We start from the raw sequence: 15,164 nt of genomic DNA, 5'->3' as shown, positions 1-15,164 counted from the left end.
ATGAAAACAAAAGAAATATGCTCTTATCCTTTATCATTTCAATTTTATTTATTTTCGCGAGTCTATTGCCATTTAGTAATAATGAATATGTGTATGTTATCTCCAAAATTGGTGCTGCAGCTGGTGTAATAAATATTGTGATGATGAGCGTTTTCTTGTATTTTCAAAGCAAAAAAACGGGACATTTATTAAATTAGTGAATTAAAACTTAGTAGTTTTCCTTACTTATATCTTTTTAAGCTTGGTAAGGAAAACCGTAAAGGAGTGTGAAAGGTGAGTCAAGTACCAGGATTTTTGAAGTTTGTTTTAGCGAAAGAAAGACGGTATGTATATTTAGTTGTAGCAGAAAAGAAAAACAAAAAAGTACATACACACATGGTATATGGATTTGGTCCGCTTGAAAAAGCATTAGAAACCATGTACGAAATGCGTAATGATTTTGAAAATCTTTTCCCTCTAGAATTAAAAGAGAGGGGATACGACTGGGAAGATGTTAATGATTGGATACTTTCTATTGAAACAGGGTACTCGAAACACGGAAATAAACTAGTCATATATTAGCAAATGTTTTGCATTAAAAAAACAGGTGAGGCGAAAATAAGATGTCGATCATTCAAAAGTATCACATTGCAATGGCTTGGACGATAGCTACTAGTGCAATGCTCATAAGTTTGATTTTTAGTGAGTGGATGAAGCTGCCTCCATGTGATTTGTGCTGGTATCAAAGGATGGCCATGTATCCATTAGTGTTAATATTGGGAATAGGAATGTATAGAAAAGATCCTAATGTAAGTGTATATGCATTTCCATTTGCATGTATTGGATTAATAATAGCTGTCTATCAAATTACGATTCAGGCTTTTCCAACAAGTGAACTGAAGATATGTTCAGTAGGTGTTTCTTGTACAGAAGATCATTTGAATTTGTTTGGTTTCATCTCGATTCCTATGCTATCTTTTGTTGGGTTTTTAGCCATCATAATACTTCTATATATTAAATCTGATAGGGAGACAAAAGAACAAACAACATAGTGGTTATGAACAATGTATTCAAGCAAACAAAACATATTTAAAAATAGATAATTAAAATAAAATATAATTATAAAAGGAGAAATTAAAATGACAACAATGCAAGTAAGTAATGAAATGTACAAAATCCCAGAGGCGGATGTAGAATTATTAAAGATTATGGCCCATCCAGTTAGGTTACAAATTGTGAAGGAGCTCGAACATCGCAAAGTTTGTAATGTAACAGAGTTAACAGATCTATTAAAAGTACCGCAATCAACCGTATCTCAGCATTTGTCTAAGATGCGTGGCAAGATTCTACGCTCAGAAAGAAAAGGGTTAGAGATGTACTATCATATTGCAAATTCCAAAGCATGCCAGATTGTTAGTGTACTAGGTTTATAATTAGCTCAAACTAAATAGCAGATTATAAGATTAAAGATAAAATAAGGGCAGCCTGATATAGCTGCCCTTATTTTATTTGTGATTTTGCATATATTTTTGTATTTTTAGTATAACAGTAGTTTTGAAATAAAGTTGCTATGTTTATAAAAAAGACGCGATGCTTTATCTCTTTAATCAAAGAATTGTAAATAAGCTATGATCAAACTTTTTTATAAAACAGAAACATAAACCTGCTGGATAAGAAACCATTTTGATTAAACTTTTTTCAAAATGGTTTCTTTTTATTCATCATAGAATACGGTTTAACACAATATTTTTAATCAAACTTTATTTTAAAGCCACACATTGCTTTTTCTTATGGTGAATTTGTTTCTTAGTTATTTCCTGCATTTTATATCATTCACCAATCATGTAATGTTAAGGGAGATGACAAAAGAAAGGAAGAATGTACAAATGAGTATAGTAAAAAACGGAACATTGCAAGTACTTGGAGCAAGCATCTATTATGAGATGCGTGGCTCGGGTCCAATTCTTCTTTTGATTCATGGTGGGGGTGGTGATGCCGACAAGTTCCATAATATCGCAGACCATCTTGCTAAGTGGTATACCGTTGTTACTTACGATCGTCGTGGTCATTCCCGTAGCAATCTCGTCAATAAAACTGAGGATTACCATGTCCACACACATAGCGAAGACGCTCACCGGCTGCTAGCCAATCTGACCAATGAACCGGCTTATGTATTCGGAAGTAGTTCTGGTGCTGTCATCGGACTTGATTTGTGTATACGCCATCCTGAGCAGGTACAGTTACTAATCCCACACGAACCGGTTTTATTACAACTTTTACCTGAAAATGAGTTGAAGCAGGCTATAAATTTCATGGAAGACCTTAAAGGGAATCATCAAAGTGAGGTCATGAAGTTATTGTCAAATATTGATGATAGCAATTCCGGACCATCGAAGGATATGCTAACAGAGCGACTACTCAGCAATTCGATTTATTTCACTGAGTATGAAATCCCGGGAATTCTCAGCTATACATTAAACATCGATGCATTAAAGCCCCTATTAAAACCTGCATCGATACAGGTACGTCCAGCCGGTGAAAGTATTTCACGAGAATTTTTTCCTTACCATTGCGCATTCAACTTAGCAGAACACCTCGGAACAGAATTCGCAGAGTTTCCAGGACATCATGTGGGCTATAACACAGTGCATCATAAAGAGTTTGCTGAGAGGTTACACGACATTCTTGAGAATTAATCCGGAAACGTATCAATTGGTAGTGTATGAGCACACCAAAGAGTTATAAGACACTTCGTAATTTAGGGTTTTGTCTTTATATCTAAATTATAATACGATGCATGTTGTTTAAGAAAAGGGCGCGTTTGTTGAAGAATAAAGATAGAAAATGACCAAACTTTTTATAGTATAGAAACTTAAATTTGTTAGATAAGAATTCATTTTGATCAATCTTTTTTCAAAATGAATTCTCCTTGTTTACCATAAAGTACGAGTCTGTGAGGTATTTTTAATCAAAGTTTATTTCAAAGCAACAATAACAAACATTTTTCTTTCCTATCAAACTTCAATCTTATTTTTTCTCAATATGTTTCGTTTAATTTTATATTATAATAAACTTAGTTCTTTTTATTTATGCATATTTCCTGGGGGGAATCCTTTTGCTGAGGATTCCTTTTTTATTATTAAATAATTCATAAATAAACATAATTCAAATTGAATTTTAAACTGCTATTCATAAAGAAACTGTTGAAATAGCATGTTTATAAATGAATTGTTGCTTTCCGTGACTGGAAACTAGCACTGAAAATTTATCAACAGCGATAATGATTCCAGGTACTCTTACTCCGTTTAGTAGAAATATCGTTACTACTCTTTGTTTCTCTATTAATTTTTTATAAAAACTTTCTTGTGTATGCATTAATAGTTTCTTCCTCTCTTTAAATGTTCTAATCTTTTTAGATTCTTCTTATGGATGCAAAAAGAACGGTATAATTATAACATTTTTGATATATTAAAATTTTAGGATTTTAATATATTGTTATTCTTACACAGAGATCCCATATAAAAATAAAAGCCCTCACAATGAAGTGAAGACCTTTGTTTTTTTATCATCCACCAGTATGGCCGTGAGCATATTGTACGATTTTATCTTCGCTAAGAGCTTTTTGTGTATCAGTTACATTGCTAGCGTTAAACATAAACGTGAATACGGCTGTTAATCCAATTAAGCTAGACATTACTTTTTTCATTTTAAAGCCTCCATTTCAAAGTTTTGTTCTTCTGCTTGATGGCTAAGATAAAAATAATCGCTTGCTTTTGAACGGTTATTTTCTTGGTGGAATAAAACTGCTAATTTTTTAGCGTATTCCTGTACGTACTCATGTAGGTTTTCTCTTTCAAAATAAGAGATTCCTGTTTTAATTGTCTTCTCTAATTCGTCAGCAGAGACCTTTTGATTTAATTTTTCTAAAATTAAAAAGTGATGTTTGTATTCCTCATTCTTTAGCTCTTTACAAATCTCTAAGCCTTTCACTATAAGATTAGAAGTTTCTTTGGACTCACCAATTTTCATATGCTCTCTAGCTTTAATAAAGATTGCTTTATAATCTTTAGGGAGTTCTTGTATTACTTCAGAGAGGTATCGTATTGCTAATTCAGATAAATTTTGTCCTGAATACATTAAACCTAGGTTATGGCGTACAAACGTGATATTCTTTTCTTCACCAGATTTTTTGAATGTATTAATAGCTGTAATGAAATGTTCTTCAGCTTCCTCAAATTGTTTTAAATGAGTACAAGCTAATCCAATTAAATTATCGCATAATCCAATATTAGTTTCATATCCTGCATGTTTTTTAAAGATATCCTTTGCTTTGGTAGCTTCTTTAATTGCAGCAAGCGGTTTATAAATATGATAATGGAAAGTTGATAATTTAAAATAGAATTCAGCATGCTCAATTTCATCAGGAATGTGTTTTAAGAGTAATTCAGCTTGATTATAATGTTCTTTTGCACATGTGAAATCACCTGTAATATTTGAATGAATAGCTTTAAAGAAGTGGTAGTAGTATTGTAGAAACTGATCTGCAGGTACACCCAATGAATCTACTTTATCAAAACTATCTTTTCCAATACTTAAACTATCAAGCATATATTGATGACGAAAGTCTAAAAGAGCATAGTATAAAAGTAGGTTTTGATCTTCTTCGATGTTATGTATTTTTTGATCAATCTCAAGTTTTAAATTATGTGCCTTTCCTACATGTCTAGCGCGTATCTCTATATACCAGTCATTTAACATTTTGGTAACTTGCTCGTTCCCCTTTACTGAAGCAATCATTATATATTCCCCCATCCTATAGAAGTATGATAATGTTATATATTTCCATTGTAGCAAAATTTAAATAAAATTTAACTGTTATAGAATTATTTTTCAATAAAATTCAGAAAAAACATTCAATTTTAAATAACCGACTTATATTGAATTCACACTTTATGAGTAGTACGGATGCAATAGAAGTATGGGGAATTAAATCATCGACATTACGTAAAAGAATTAATGATTTCCCAAAAGGCTTAATCCGTAAAATTAGCACGGCATATGCTGTTACTTAATTTGGAAACCGCTGTGTTTTCGGTTCGGATAAGAAATAAGTAAAAATAAAATAGGGGAGGTGGTGTTCAATGAAGAATCACACAAGGAATTCCAAAGGTCAATTACTAAAAACCAATAAGAAATGATCTCACCTAAAGCAAAAACAGCGTGAAACCATATCAACTTGGCTAAGGGAGGCTTATATAGAGAAGATTAAGGTTCATAACCGTAGATTGAAACCGAGAGAACATGAGGATGTTTTAGAAAGAGTAATGAGTAAAATCTATGATCGTGAAATTTGGATTTCGGATTACGAAGTAGAAAAGTATTACAAAGGAAGAATAAATAAATGGTATAACAAACACATTTCATTGAAAGAAAAAAATGATAAAGAGGAGAAAATATGAAACATAGTATCGGAAATTTTAGTTCTTTATATATTTTATTATAATTATAGTTACTTAACTTATTTTAGAACAATTGGTTATGCTTTTGAGAGTTTAAGATCAGTCCAAGTGGGTTTAAGAAGCCTTGATGGGGAAATAGTAGTAAAAATACTACAACGCTATCTAAATACCAGAAAATCAAACGTTCAAATTCAATAGATTAAAGAACTTATTTTAACCATCCCGGATCCTGAAAGACAAAACGAAATAAGATTCGAATATATTCACAAGAAACCTATTTTCGAAACTCTCCATCGTACAATATCGATGCGATTAGATAGAATCTTGACTAAGGATAAAGGCTTTGAACCACGCTTTGACCACCAATTTTTTGATGATTTCAAATTAAATGGTAGTTATGTATCCTCAACCAATAAAGGATTTCTTATTTCGTATAACAGTGATAATTTAACTATTAAAGTTTCACCTAATTTTACAACTGGAGAAACGAATTTAGTAAGTAACAATACTGTTTATAATGAAAATGATCCGTTCGAAATACGAGAACGGATCATTCCAAACATTAATGAAACATTTTGTAAGTTAGGGATTACTATCAGAAGAAACTGTACTATAGCAATATATCAAATGAGCTGTCCCTATAGACGGCTTATTTGATATGTTGCTTTGCGTGAGTTTTTTCAAAAGTGTTGGCGGTATCCCATCATTATCAAGTCAATATAACCGTACTACCTTTAAAATGGAAAAAGTGGTACGTCTAGGATGATAAACTGCATATATTAAACCTCCCCTTATTGTTAACTTTTAATAAGAAGAGGCAATGTGTATCCAAATTATATTTTAAAGTATCCCATGGTGAATAGTTTGATTATAAAGAAGGGTGTAATTATACATATTTAATAGAATTGGGACTTGAAGTGTTAAAAGATCATAGTTTAACAGACATATATATTTCATTTTATAAAGTACGATTAACGTGTAGTATAACCACCATTTGCAAAAATAATTTGACCGTTAATCCACCAACCTTCAAGAGTTAAGAACTTTATGATTGGTGCAATATCTTCAATTTTAGTCAATTGATTATGTAATGTTTGTGATTTATGAAATGCTACAGTTTCATCTGTCTCTTGCTCGTAGAAGAATGGTGTATCCATTGGTCCTGGGGCAACTGCGTTAACAGAAATACCACGATTCATAAATTCTTTTGATGCTGCTCGTGTATATTCTTCTACCGGTGCTTTTCCACCTGCATAAGTTGAATAGTATCCTGTATATGCTGCTAGTAAGGAAGTTGCTAGTGTAATAACCTTTCCGTTGTCATTCATTTGTTTTTCAGCTTCTTTAATAAAGAAGTATGCAACTTTCGAATTCACTTTATCCATTTCATCAAATTCTTCTACAGAGGTTTCAGAAATTGGTTTACGTAATACCTTTCCCACTGTGTTAATAGCGATGTCGACTTTTCCGTATGTTTCGACTGCGACTTGAAACATCTCCTGAATTTTAGTAATATCCGTTAAATCAGCTTGAAATAATTTTGCCTGGCCACCTGTATTTTGAATATCTAAGAGAATTTTTTCAGCATCTTTTTGTGATTGCTTACTATGATAATGAATAAGAATCTTAGCTCCTTCAGCAGCGTACATTTTACTTAATAAGCCACCTAAATTTTTAGCTCCTCCAGTAATAACAATAACTTTCTCATTTAAAGAATCAAATTTTGCCATAAAATATACCTCCTAAATGTAATTAATTATTAGTTTAAACTTTAAAGTGCACTTTAGGGCAAGTGGTATTGTGAGTTTCTAGCTTTTGCATCTTCATCTACTAGTATTTTTTCTATCTGAATAAGTAGGTACATACTGTAAATGAAAGGTATTATTTGACCCCAAAAAAGACATTAAAGACATTGCAAACTACAAAAAAATAAAGGAACATTAAATTAGCAGTAAATAGTAATGTTATAAAGTTAAGTTGGTGAAATTATTGAGGGTTTAAATTCTATAATTAATAGTTAATACATTAAAGGTAAGAGAGTAGCTTAGGTGTTTATGTGAAAAATATAAACCTTAAAGAAATAATTGTTAGTAATTATACGTTGAATTAATTGAAAGTTCTGTTTTAAAGATTATAAACACAATATAAAAAATAGAAATATTGAACTAAAATATATGGGAATTAGTAAGGAGAGTAATAAATGAATGTTTATTATACGTATAGACAACAAGCAGAAATATTAAAAAAAATTGGACACCCTGTTCGTTTGTGTATATTGCAGCAATTAATCAAACGAGGTAACTGTAGTGTGACTGAATTATGTGACCTACTAGAGGTCCCACAATCTACCATATCTCAACATTTATGGATTTTAAAAGAATTGCATATTGTGGATTGTAAGAATGAAGGTAGGGTGAAGATATATAAAATTTGTCATGAGGGCGTAATAAAAATCGTAACATTATTGGTGAAAGTATGAAATGTAAATTATAAATGTAATGTTTTATCAGGTGATTTATGTAATGTGGGGAATAACATGATGTGATAATGATTAAGCGCTAATCACAAATATAATAATAAAGGAAGGAAGGAATATGAAAGCAGTCGAGCGAAAAATTAGAATTCTGTATTTACAAGAAAATCATTGCGGAGAATGTAATTATGTAGATAAAGAGTTTCAATATTGTATTCAAAACTGTGAGGTAGGACAAGAATTAAATAAATTATATGACAAAGGATTTAAGAAACGATCTAAACAAAGGAAAAATAAAGGGGAAATTTGGGATGAAAAGTGTGAACATGCAAATTGGTTATATGAAAAAGGAATAGAATATCCTGTTATTGCGAAGATATTGGGGTGTCATATAAGTAGTTTATATAGGGAGCTCAAAAAAAGAGGGGATTTAAAGAATCCTAGTAATAAAAAATTAAAGGATTTTAAGTTTTATGTATAGATTTTTTAGGAGAAGTATAAGTAGTGAATATAACCCCTTATAAAATATGAAATATCTATTGAAGTAGTCTTCTACAAAATGGAATTTATTCTTATTTTTTCAAAAATATAGAGTAAGGAAACTATTCAAGAGGGAACAATAGATGAATGGAGTGTTGGGATTCTTGAAATTAATTTAGTAAAAATTATCGATATGCATATTTTATTCTTAGCAGAAAGCAAAAGAATTGGTGGAAAATGGAACGAAGGATTTTAAAGAATATTATAATATTGAATATATTTCTATTCAATTATATGAATGGGATTCGAAGGGACAGGATCAGTCTAATATAATGTATAATTTTACTGATGATTAAACTAAATATATAACGGATAATTCTAACCTATCAGCTAGCTTTGTTCTTGTTATTGGGTTTAATGCTAATAAAGATTATGGTAATGCTTATGGAGGAATGTTACCACAAACGGTAGGTTTAGAAGTGGGTGAATCCATTCCATTAGTTACTATTAAAGATGTTCCTATCGATAATATGATTTGTAGTATAGAAAGCACAATTAAACATGAGTTATCCCATACTTATAGTGTTCCAGATGATAATAAATGGCGAAGAAATAGTGTAATGTCTTCTAAAGTAGGGGTTACAGAATGGTCTTCAACTGAAATGGAAATTATTAAAATAAATAGGGATCGTTATCAAGACCATAATATTTAGAAGGGTATTGGTTACTGTTCACTACATATTAGTTTATAAGTATGATGATTTGTTAAATTTAGAGAAAGAATATAAGTAGGTACACAATCGTAGAGGGTGGATGAGATTGATGTGATATTTAAGAATGAAAGAGGTCTCCCTTATGGTGCGATTGCCAATAGATCCTTTAGATTTCCGACTCCGTAAAAAATAAAATAATCAGGTGATGTATGTTTTTATGCACATATTATTTACTATAAAAGCAGTATTTGAGACAACATATTGAATAAGGAAAATAAATATTTAAAAAGACGCTTTATTAAATATTTAAGGTTCTAAAACATGTTAGGATTCTCTTGCAATCAAAGTTATCAAAAAAATAAATTTTGTCTTATATAAACAAAACCGAAGCTCGTAATGAAACTTCAGTTTTGTTATGTAAAATGAATTTTTAATATTAAGTAACTATTAATATCTTTTTCAAATTTTAACCACTATACGTGAAAATATCTAATTTTAAATATTTATTCGCAAAAAGGATAATATTTTCTTTAGATTTCAATGGTGAATACATTTAATCATAAGAATTTTTTTATTTCTTCCAAGTTACGCTTGGTAGGTATAGTAGAAATAAAGATAACTGGTACGTAATTAACTTTAATAGGAGTATCAGTTATAATGCAGGATAGATCTGAGTATTCTGTATTTAATCTTATTAAATCTTCATAATGTACATCTATAAAATTTATATTTCGTTTGAATATTAGTTTAAAGAATTCCACTAAATATCTTTTCCAATGTTCTCCTTCCTTAGTGTATAGAATTATTTGAGATGCTTTTTGTTGTATTTTCATTTGTCGCGTTACAATATACATAGTTAATAAAGCGACATGAGTTGTAGATATATTAGGACGTAGGCTAGCATTGCTCATTTCATACATTTTCTGTAAAATTCCCAATTTTCTGTTAATTAAATAAAAGATAGCAGAGTGTTTTTTTCTTACATGAGAAGTAGTTACATGGTTTTTCCGATCATTAGATCGTAAAAAATTTTGTTTTTTAGGCAACAGTATTTGGTTTAATAAATTTATAAATTCAAAATCACATAATAAGTTCATTTTTAATTTTTCCTCAAGTTGGCATATGAAATCTTTTAAAATTGGCGAAGGCTCTTCTATGGAACGAATGGGTTCAGGATTTTTTGCTTTTTTATACGTATACGCTGAACAATTAATTGCAATGATAAAAATAGCAATATCCGAGTCTGTTAATTGAATATTTTGTTTTTCGAAAATACATTTAGTGATTTCTTTTAATTTTTTATATTTAAATGATTTTTGTATTTGTTTAATTTGCCAATACTTTAATGAAATTGAATACCCGTTGTATTTTCTTTTTAAGTATAAACAAATAAAAAAAGATAGTTTTTTAATAGAGTCTTTATAGAATATTATACCTTTAGTCTTTTCAACTGTTTTTAAGTATTCTATGAGTAATTCGCGCTTAAATTCCTTAAAAGGCCACTCCTGATCACTATATGCATTTAGATATAAGTCATAATACATAAGGAGTATGTCCACATTGTTTCCTGATAATCTTAAAGGGGATCTTTTTAATTTTATATTGTGCTGCTGTAAGTGATATGTGACCTCGTTTAAAATATTCTGTACTTTTTTATTTTGAATATATAATTTTTCGGCTAATACTGAATTAGATGATATTTTTGTATCTAATAAAATAGTTAGTGTTTTAAAAAATAGAGTGTGTTTCCAATATAAAAAATCTATCTCTTTATTGTATGAATTGAAAGGTTTGCATAATTTTACATCTTTATTTTTGCTAGTTTTGATAGACCAGTTATTAGGAAGGTTTTTCTGTAAGTATAATAAATCTCTTTGTATTGTTTTTGTAGAACAATTAAGTTTAATAGCTAGTTCATTTATGGAAAACCATCTAAACTCTTGTACTAAATGTTTTAAAATATGATATTGACGTTTAATTAGCATATCGGATTCAGTTTATTGATTTTTAAAGAAATATTAAAAATCAATAAACTCCTTCCACCTCCAGATTAATAGTTTTTTGTGGTAATTTTAATTAAGTATGTTGAACACAAAATATTTTAAGGTATAAAGTGCACTTTAGGGCAAGGAAAGAACTGTTCATAAATCGATAAGTCTAATAAGTGTAGTTAAAAGGGGCTATTTGAACAACATTAAATTTGTCCGGAATGTGGACAAAAGGTATTTTAGATTTATAAATAGATGCTATTCATACCTTGCTTATATTTAAAAAAGGGAAATGATGACTGGAGGGTTGAAATATAACGGTAAGTGGTATTACTTTACCTCTAATGGAGATATGGTCCTAAATACAAAGTTAGATATAAAGGGTTTATTTATAGCTTTGATAAAAATGGTGCATGCATAAACTCTATTGTATAGTAGCTTCATATAGCTAAAGTAAATAAGATTCTTCAACCTTTAAATGTAAAGGTTGAAGAATCTTATTTTTATACATGTATGTTTATCGTCATCAATATACTCGTTTAATAATATATATAAAGTTCCCTATTATTTGATGTAATACTTCCTTAAAAAAAGAACCATCCTAAATTTTATTAAAATATATATTTAACATTTTATTTTTTTGACATTTTCGATATCTCTGTAATTATATTAATAAAACACATAATTGTAATTATGGGGATGGAATTCTCTGTTGGGTTTTAAAAAGTGTATTTAACATGATTTTTTATTGTAAGAAAAAACAAATTAACAAGTGTAGGCGAAAAATTATATAAAGTACGATTCTCAATTATAAAGTGAAGTTTTGCGGATGCAAAAGAAAAACATGACTATTGATAAGCTTGATTTCAAGGGCTGAATTATGTTTGAATGCACGCATAATATATAGAATAATAGCCTTTCACCTGATCAAAAAGAATCAGGTGAAGGGCTATTATTTTCTTTCAATAATATATGAGAGTGTTGAATAGTTTAAAGGTGTTCCAACACTCCTTTTAAATATGGTGATTGAAATATTCCAAAGAATCTTGTAGTTGTTTCTTTAAAATTTTCCTCTATAAATAATGTTTAATCTCACTAGTCCTTTTTGCTAAATTTTGTACGTGTAATTGCCCCGTCTAGCATAATCTTTCTATAGAAATAGTGATCAGTGTCTTTATAGCATTTCCATCCATCTTTGTCACAAAATCGTTTTAGTTCTTTAAATGGCGGCATGAATTAAGTGTATAACGCCGTCTAAATCATCTTATAATAAAACGCTTATAATAAACGGAAAGTGTTCACGACGATTTGAGGCAGTGTAGTATAGTTAGAGGTTATCAAAGTAATCTTGTGCATATTCAATAAATTCAATAGCTAAATCACGAATAGACGGTTCTGACATCCGAAAAAGTTAGAAAATTGAAAAAATATATTTGTCAAACTATTAATTTGAAAATTGAAATGTGTTATTTATTGTACATTTATTAATGTAAATTTTCCTTTTAATAGTTTACTTTGAAGCATTTTACCGAGGGAAATTTATGGGGAAAGTAGAGGCCCATTATTATTTTTTCTTACTTAGTGACAATTTAGTTATCAGAGAATTGGAAGGGGAGGTATGAATGAAAAAATCAACAATATTTACAGGCTGTATTATTACAGCTATTGTGGCTAGTCAAGTACTACCATTACCAGCAAGCGCAGCTGATAAAAAACAAGCGGATATTCAAGGGATAAATACAAGTAATGTCGTGGTCTCATCAACACTACAAAACTTAGGAACACAGAGTGTTTTATTAAAGACATATGCATTAACTTTATTAAAACAACCTACAGTAGCAATTGAGGCTATGCCAAACTTGGGGGTGTATCAAGAAAAGGCGAAGCAACATGCCAGATATTGGTTGGATACAGTGCAACCTAGTTTTATTGCTGCAAACCAGCAATTTGTTTCATTCCAGCAAAAATTTCTAAATTATTATAATAAGTTAATCGAATTATCTTCCAAAATAGAAACAGATAATCAAGCTAAGCAAGAATTTGTTATTGGTATTAAAAAATTACAAGAGTGCTTGAATAATCATCAGAATGAAATTCAGAAAATGTCATCTGGTTTACAGAAGTTTCAACAAAACTTTAATGTTGATGCAGAAAATTTTATAAGTTTAGCTGCAACAGCAAAAACATCTTTGGTAAATAAAAATGGGGAAGTAGAACAATTAGTAAAGCAAATTGAAACATTGAATAGTGATATTACATCTCAAATTGGAGTAATTGTAGGCGGAACTATTGGTATGGTAGCGGGAATTGGAGCTATTGTTTTTGGAACTATTGTTTTATTCACAGCAACTGTAGCAACAGGTGGTGTTGGTGCTGCAGTTGTCGTGCCAACGCTAGGTAGTATAGCGCCTGCGCTAGGTGGAATTGTTGGTGGAACAGGTGGACTTATTGGTGGTGGTGTTACAGTCGGATTTGCAGCTAAAAAATTAGAGGGAAAACGTAAAGAATTACAAGAAATTACGCAGAAATTAGAGAATGCCAAAGCAGATGCAGCTGCTTTAACTCTTTTAGTAGGACAAGTAAACACATTTAAAGATACTGTAATAAAAGGTAAGGAAAGTCTAGAGGGATTTGGCGACAATTGGTATGAATTAAAAAATAATTTTACCGAACTGCAACAGAATGTGAATAAAATCAACCCAGATAGTTCAGTTTTACAAAATAATTTAGTGCAGATTAAAAAGAAGGTAGATGGTTTGGCTGTTCAAGCTAAGCAACAAGAGAAAGTAATTACGGATATTTCTTATCAATAGAAAAAGTTTTGATCATTATTAACATTATTTAACTATTAAAAAGGAGGATATTTATGAAGAAAATACCAGTTAAATTAATGACATGTGCTGCATTGGTAGCAACTTTATCTACAGCAAGTATTATGCCATCCTACGTTTTTGCGGCTGGAACAAAAGAAGTTACGATGAATACGGAAAAACAACCGAAATTACCTGACAAATATTTGGGACCAGAGGGGCTAAAAAAGTCATTGGAAGATACAGGTTCACATGTAATAGTGTTAGATGCTTATGCCCTAACTTTATTAAAATCACCTCAAATTAAACTGGATAAAGCTTTATTTAAAGAACAGAAAGAGAAAGATCTAGTAGACGCCGTTATAAATACTCAAAAAGTAGCTCAGGGTAATGCAACACATTGGATAGATGTTTTAAAGCCAGAATTAATTAATGTAAACCAAGGTATTGTTAATTATGGAGCAAAGTTTGATAATTACTATCAAACTATTGTGGATGCTGTTGATGCGAAAGATAAAGAAACTACAAAGCAAGGGATTGAGCGTTTATATAATAGTGTACAAGAGAATAAAAAGAAAGTAGATCAGTTGGTAGAAAATTTGAAAATCTTTCGTGATAAGTTACTTACAGACACGAATAAATTCCAAAGTACGACAAATCAAATAGTTACAAACTTAGAAGGGAAAAATGCTATATTGCCATCACTAAAACAACAAATTGATGCCTATAATTCTCAAGTTAGTGCATCAATTGCAATGATTGCCTCTGGTGGTGTTTTAACCCTTATGGGAACAGGATTTGCAGCACTTACAGTAGTATTAACCTTAAGTGGGGTAGGATTACCATTCGCAGCTATCACAGGTACAGTAGCAGTAGGAGCTATTGGTGGAGGAGTTACGCTAATCGTAACAGGAAATAATAAATTAAAAGAAGCAAATGCTCAAATCGCAAAATTGACAATGCAATTAAAGGATACTGACTTACAAGTGGCAGCTTTGAAAGTTGCGAGTGGTCAAACTAAGACATTTGCAGATACAATTAATGTAGCGATCGATTCTGCAGAAGCATTAAAAGATCAGTGGACAACAATGGGGACAAAATACAAGTCTTTAATAGACAATATTGATGAAATTTCACCAAATTCCCTTGCATTTATTAAGGAAGATTTGAAAACAGCAAAAGATAGTTGGGTAAATATTAAATCTTATGCAGATACATTATATTCTAAAATTACAATTCGAAAATAATATTTAGCAATTAAA

At 30.4% G+C, this 15,164-nt stretch carries 17 protein-coding genes and 1 pseudogene; 13 read left to right on the top strand and 5 right to left on the bottom strand.

The annotated features are described in order from the left end of the window. From NZ044_RS30375 to NZ044_RS30355, 5 genes are all read left to right on the top strand, one after another. Positions 1 to 197, top strand: a 197-nt coding sequence (locus NZ044_RS30375) for a hypothetical protein (RefSeq protein ID WP_340950319.1), incomplete at its 5' end; no start/stop codon positions are given. Between the two features lie 76 nt (positions 198 to 273). Beyond that, positions 274 to 561, top strand: coding sequence for a hypothetical protein (locus tag NZ044_RS30370; RefSeq protein WP_273634925.1), 288 nt, complete (start codon positions 274 to 276; stop codon positions 559 to 561). A 41-nt stretch (positions 562 to 602) separates the two neighbouring features. Next, positions 603 to 1,031 carry a disulfide bond formation protein B gene (locus tag NZ044_RS30365; protein ID WP_033698216.1) on the top strand — a complete coding sequence of 143 codons (429 nt, stop codon included), beginning with the start codon at positions 603 to 605 and terminating at the stop codon, positions 1,029 to 1,031. 87 nt (positions 1,032 to 1,118) lie between these two features. Further along, positions 1,119 to 1,412 (top strand): ArsR/SmtB family transcription factor, encoded by a 294-nt coding sequence (locus NZ044_RS30360; protein WP_000210395.1) that lies wholly within the window; start codon positions 1,119 to 1,121, stop codon positions 1,410 to 1,412. A 453-nt stretch (positions 1,413 to 1,865) separates the two neighbouring features. After that, positions 1,866 to 2,675: an alpha/beta fold hydrolase gene (locus NZ044_RS30355; RefSeq protein WP_273634926.1), complete on the top strand. Its 810-nt coding sequence runs from the start codon at positions 1,866 to 1,868 to the stop codon at positions 2,673 to 2,675. 493 nt (positions 2,676 to 3,168) lie between these two features. Here NZ044_RS30355 and hfq read toward each other — a convergent pair whose 3' ends face one another. The 3 genes from hfq to NZ044_RS30340 all read right to left on the bottom strand — a co-directional run bounded on the left by hfq (position 3,169) and on the right by NZ044_RS30340 (position 4,776). Continuing rightward, positions 3,169 to 3,354: an RNA chaperone Hfq gene (gene hfq, locus NZ044_RS30350; protein WP_086406639.1), complete on the bottom strand. Its 186-nt coding sequence runs from the start codon at positions 3,352 to 3,354 to the stop codon at positions 3,169 to 3,171. A 190-nt stretch (positions 3,355 to 3,544) separates the two neighbouring features. Beyond that, positions 3,545 to 3,685 carry a hypothetical protein gene (locus tag NZ044_RS30345; protein ID WP_000757474.1) on the bottom strand — a complete coding sequence of 47 codons (141 nt, stop codon included), beginning with the start codon at positions 3,683 to 3,685 and terminating at the stop codon, positions 3,545 to 3,547. Then, a complete protein-coding gene (locus NZ044_RS30340) occupies positions 3,682 to 4,776 on the bottom strand; it encodes a Rap family tetratricopeptide repeat protein (RefSeq protein WP_086406640.1) in 1,095 nt (364 codons plus the stop codon). Before NZ044_RS30340 ends, NZ044_RS30345 begins: the two co-directional genes overlap by 4 nt. A gap of 149 nt (positions 4,777 to 4,925) precedes the next feature. Here NZ044_RS30340 and NZ044_RS30960 point away from each other — a divergent pair. Together NZ044_RS30960 and NZ044_RS30335 are read left to right on the top strand one after the other, a co-directional pair. Next, a pseudogene (locus NZ044_RS30960) lies at positions 4,926 to 5,051 on the top strand (helix-turn-helix domain-containing protein); the annotation flags it as partial. 156 nt (positions 5,052 to 5,207) lie between these two features. After that, positions 5,208 to 5,438 carry a transposase gene (locus NZ044_RS30335; RefSeq protein ID WP_340950323.1) on the top strand — a complete coding sequence of 77 codons (231 nt, stop codon included), beginning with the start codon at positions 5,208 to 5,210 and terminating at the stop codon, positions 5,436 to 5,438. Positions 5,439 to 6,409: 971 nt separating this feature from the next. Here the strand turns inward: NZ044_RS30335 and NZ044_RS30330 are convergent. Further along, entirely contained in the window at positions 6,410 to 7,168 is a 759-nt protein-coding gene (locus NZ044_RS30330; RefSeq protein ID WP_340950316.1) for an SDR family oxidoreductase, read from the bottom strand. 470 nt (positions 7,169 to 7,638) lie between these two features. On the opposite strand from NZ044_RS30330, the gene NZ044_RS30325 reads away from it, so the two are divergent. From NZ044_RS30325 to NZ044_RS30315, 3 genes are all read left to right on the top strand, one after another. Beyond that, positions 7,639 to 7,917: an ArsR/SmtB family transcription factor gene (locus NZ044_RS30325; protein ID WP_340950315.1), complete on the top strand. Its 279-nt coding sequence runs from the start codon at positions 7,639 to 7,641 to the stop codon at positions 7,915 to 7,917. A gap of 115 nt (positions 7,918 to 8,032) precedes the next feature. Next, a complete protein-coding gene (locus NZ044_RS30320) occupies positions 8,033 to 8,392 on the top strand; it encodes a hypothetical protein (protein WP_098349505.1) in 360 nt (119 codons plus the stop codon). Positions 8,393 to 8,843: 451 nt separating this feature from the next. Further along, positions 8,844 to 9,104 carry a hypothetical protein gene (locus NZ044_RS30315; protein WP_017762451.1) on the top strand — a complete coding sequence of 87 codons (261 nt, stop codon included), beginning with the start codon at positions 8,844 to 8,846 and terminating at the stop codon, positions 9,102 to 9,104. Positions 9,105 to 9,661: 557 nt separating this feature from the next. Here NZ044_RS30315 and NZ044_RS30310 read toward each other — a convergent pair. Then, positions 9,662 to 11,089: a helix-turn-helix domain-containing protein gene (locus tag NZ044_RS30310; RefSeq protein WP_340950314.1), complete on the bottom strand. Its 1,428-nt coding sequence runs from the start codon at positions 11,087 to 11,089 to the stop codon at positions 9,662 to 9,664. Between the two features lie 295 nt (positions 11,090 to 11,384). Between NZ044_RS30310 and NZ044_RS30955 the strand changes: the two genes are divergently transcribed. From NZ044_RS30955 to NZ044_RS30300, 3 genes are all read left to right on the top strand, one after another. Next, entirely contained in the window at positions 11,385 to 11,513 is a 129-nt protein-coding gene (locus tag NZ044_RS30955; protein ID WP_142950533.1) for a hypothetical protein, read from the top strand. A 1,201-nt stretch (positions 11,514 to 12,714) separates the two neighbouring features. Continuing rightward, positions 12,715 to 13,905, top strand: a complete 1,191-nt coding sequence (locus NZ044_RS30305) for an HBL/NHE enterotoxin family protein (RefSeq protein ID WP_340950312.1) — start codon at positions 12,715 to 12,717, stop codon at positions 13,903 to 13,905. A gap of 53 nt (positions 13,906 to 13,958) precedes the next feature. After that, entirely contained in the window at positions 13,959 to 15,149 is a 1,191-nt protein-coding gene (locus NZ044_RS30300) for an HBL/NHE enterotoxin family protein (RefSeq protein WP_340950311.1), read from the top strand. Positions 15,150 to 15,164 lie beyond the last annotated feature (15 nt).

Origin of the sequence: Bacillus sp. FSL K6-1338, from assembly GCF_038006965.1 — a bacterium.
In the GTDB taxonomy this organism is placed as follows: Bacteria; Bacillota; Bacilli; order Bacillales; family Bacillaceae_G; genus Bacillus_A; species Bacillus_A thuringiensis_S.
This window is presented reverse-complemented; position numbering and strand designations above follow the sequence as displayed.

Bases quoted from the DNA above. Each gene is read 5' to 3' on its own strand.
- NZ044_RS30345 (WP_000757474.1), bottom strand. From the start codon at position 3,685: ATGAAAAAAGTAATGTCTAGCTTAATTGGATTAACAGCCGTATTCACG.
- NZ044_RS30330 (WP_340950316.1), bottom strand. From the start codon at position 7,168: ATGGCAAAATTTGATTCTTTAAATGAGAAAGTTATTGTTATTACTGGA.
- NZ044_RS30310 (WP_340950314.1), bottom strand. From the start codon at position 11,089: ATGCTAATTAAACGTCAATATCATATTTTAAAACATTTAGTACAAGAG.
- NZ044_RS30305 (WP_340950312.1), top strand. From the start codon at position 12,715: ATGAAAAAATCAACAATATTTACAGGCTGTATTATTACAGCTATTGTG.
- NZ044_RS30325 (WP_340950315.1), top strand. From the start codon at position 7,639: ATGAATGTTTATTATACGTATAGACAACAAGCAGAAATATTAAAAAAA.
- NZ044_RS30955 (WP_142950533.1), top strand. From the start codon at position 11,385: ATGATGACTGGAGGGTTGAAATATAACGGTAAGTGGTATTACTTTACC.
- NZ044_RS30315 (WP_017762451.1), top strand. From the start codon at position 8,844: ATGTTACCACAAACGGTAGGTTTAGAAGTGGGTGAATCCATTCCATTA.
- NZ044_RS30360 (WP_000210395.1), top strand. From the start codon at position 1,119: ATGACAACAATGCAAGTAAGTAATGAAATGTACAAAATCCCAGAGGCG.
- NZ044_RS30355 (WP_273634926.1), top strand. From the start codon at position 1,866: ATGAGTATAGTAAAAAACGGAACATTGCAAGTACTTGGAGCAAGCATC.
- NZ044_RS30365 (WP_033698216.1), top strand. From the start codon at position 603: ATGTCGATCATTCAAAAGTATCACATTGCAATGGCTTGGACGATAGCT.
- hfq (WP_086406639.1), bottom strand. From the start codon at position 3,354: ATGCATACACAAGAAAGTTTTTATAAAAAATTAATAGAGAAACAAAGA.
- NZ044_RS30300 (WP_340950311.1), top strand. From the start codon at position 13,959: ATGAAGAAAATACCAGTTAAATTAATGACATGTGCTGCATTGGTAGCA.
- NZ044_RS30320 (WP_098349505.1), top strand. From the start codon at position 8,033: ATGAAAGCAGTCGAGCGAAAAATTAGAATTCTGTATTTACAAGAAAAT.
- NZ044_RS30340 (WP_086406640.1), bottom strand. From the start codon at position 4,776: ATGATTGCTTCAGTAAAGGGGAACGAGCAAGTTACCAAAATGTTAAAT.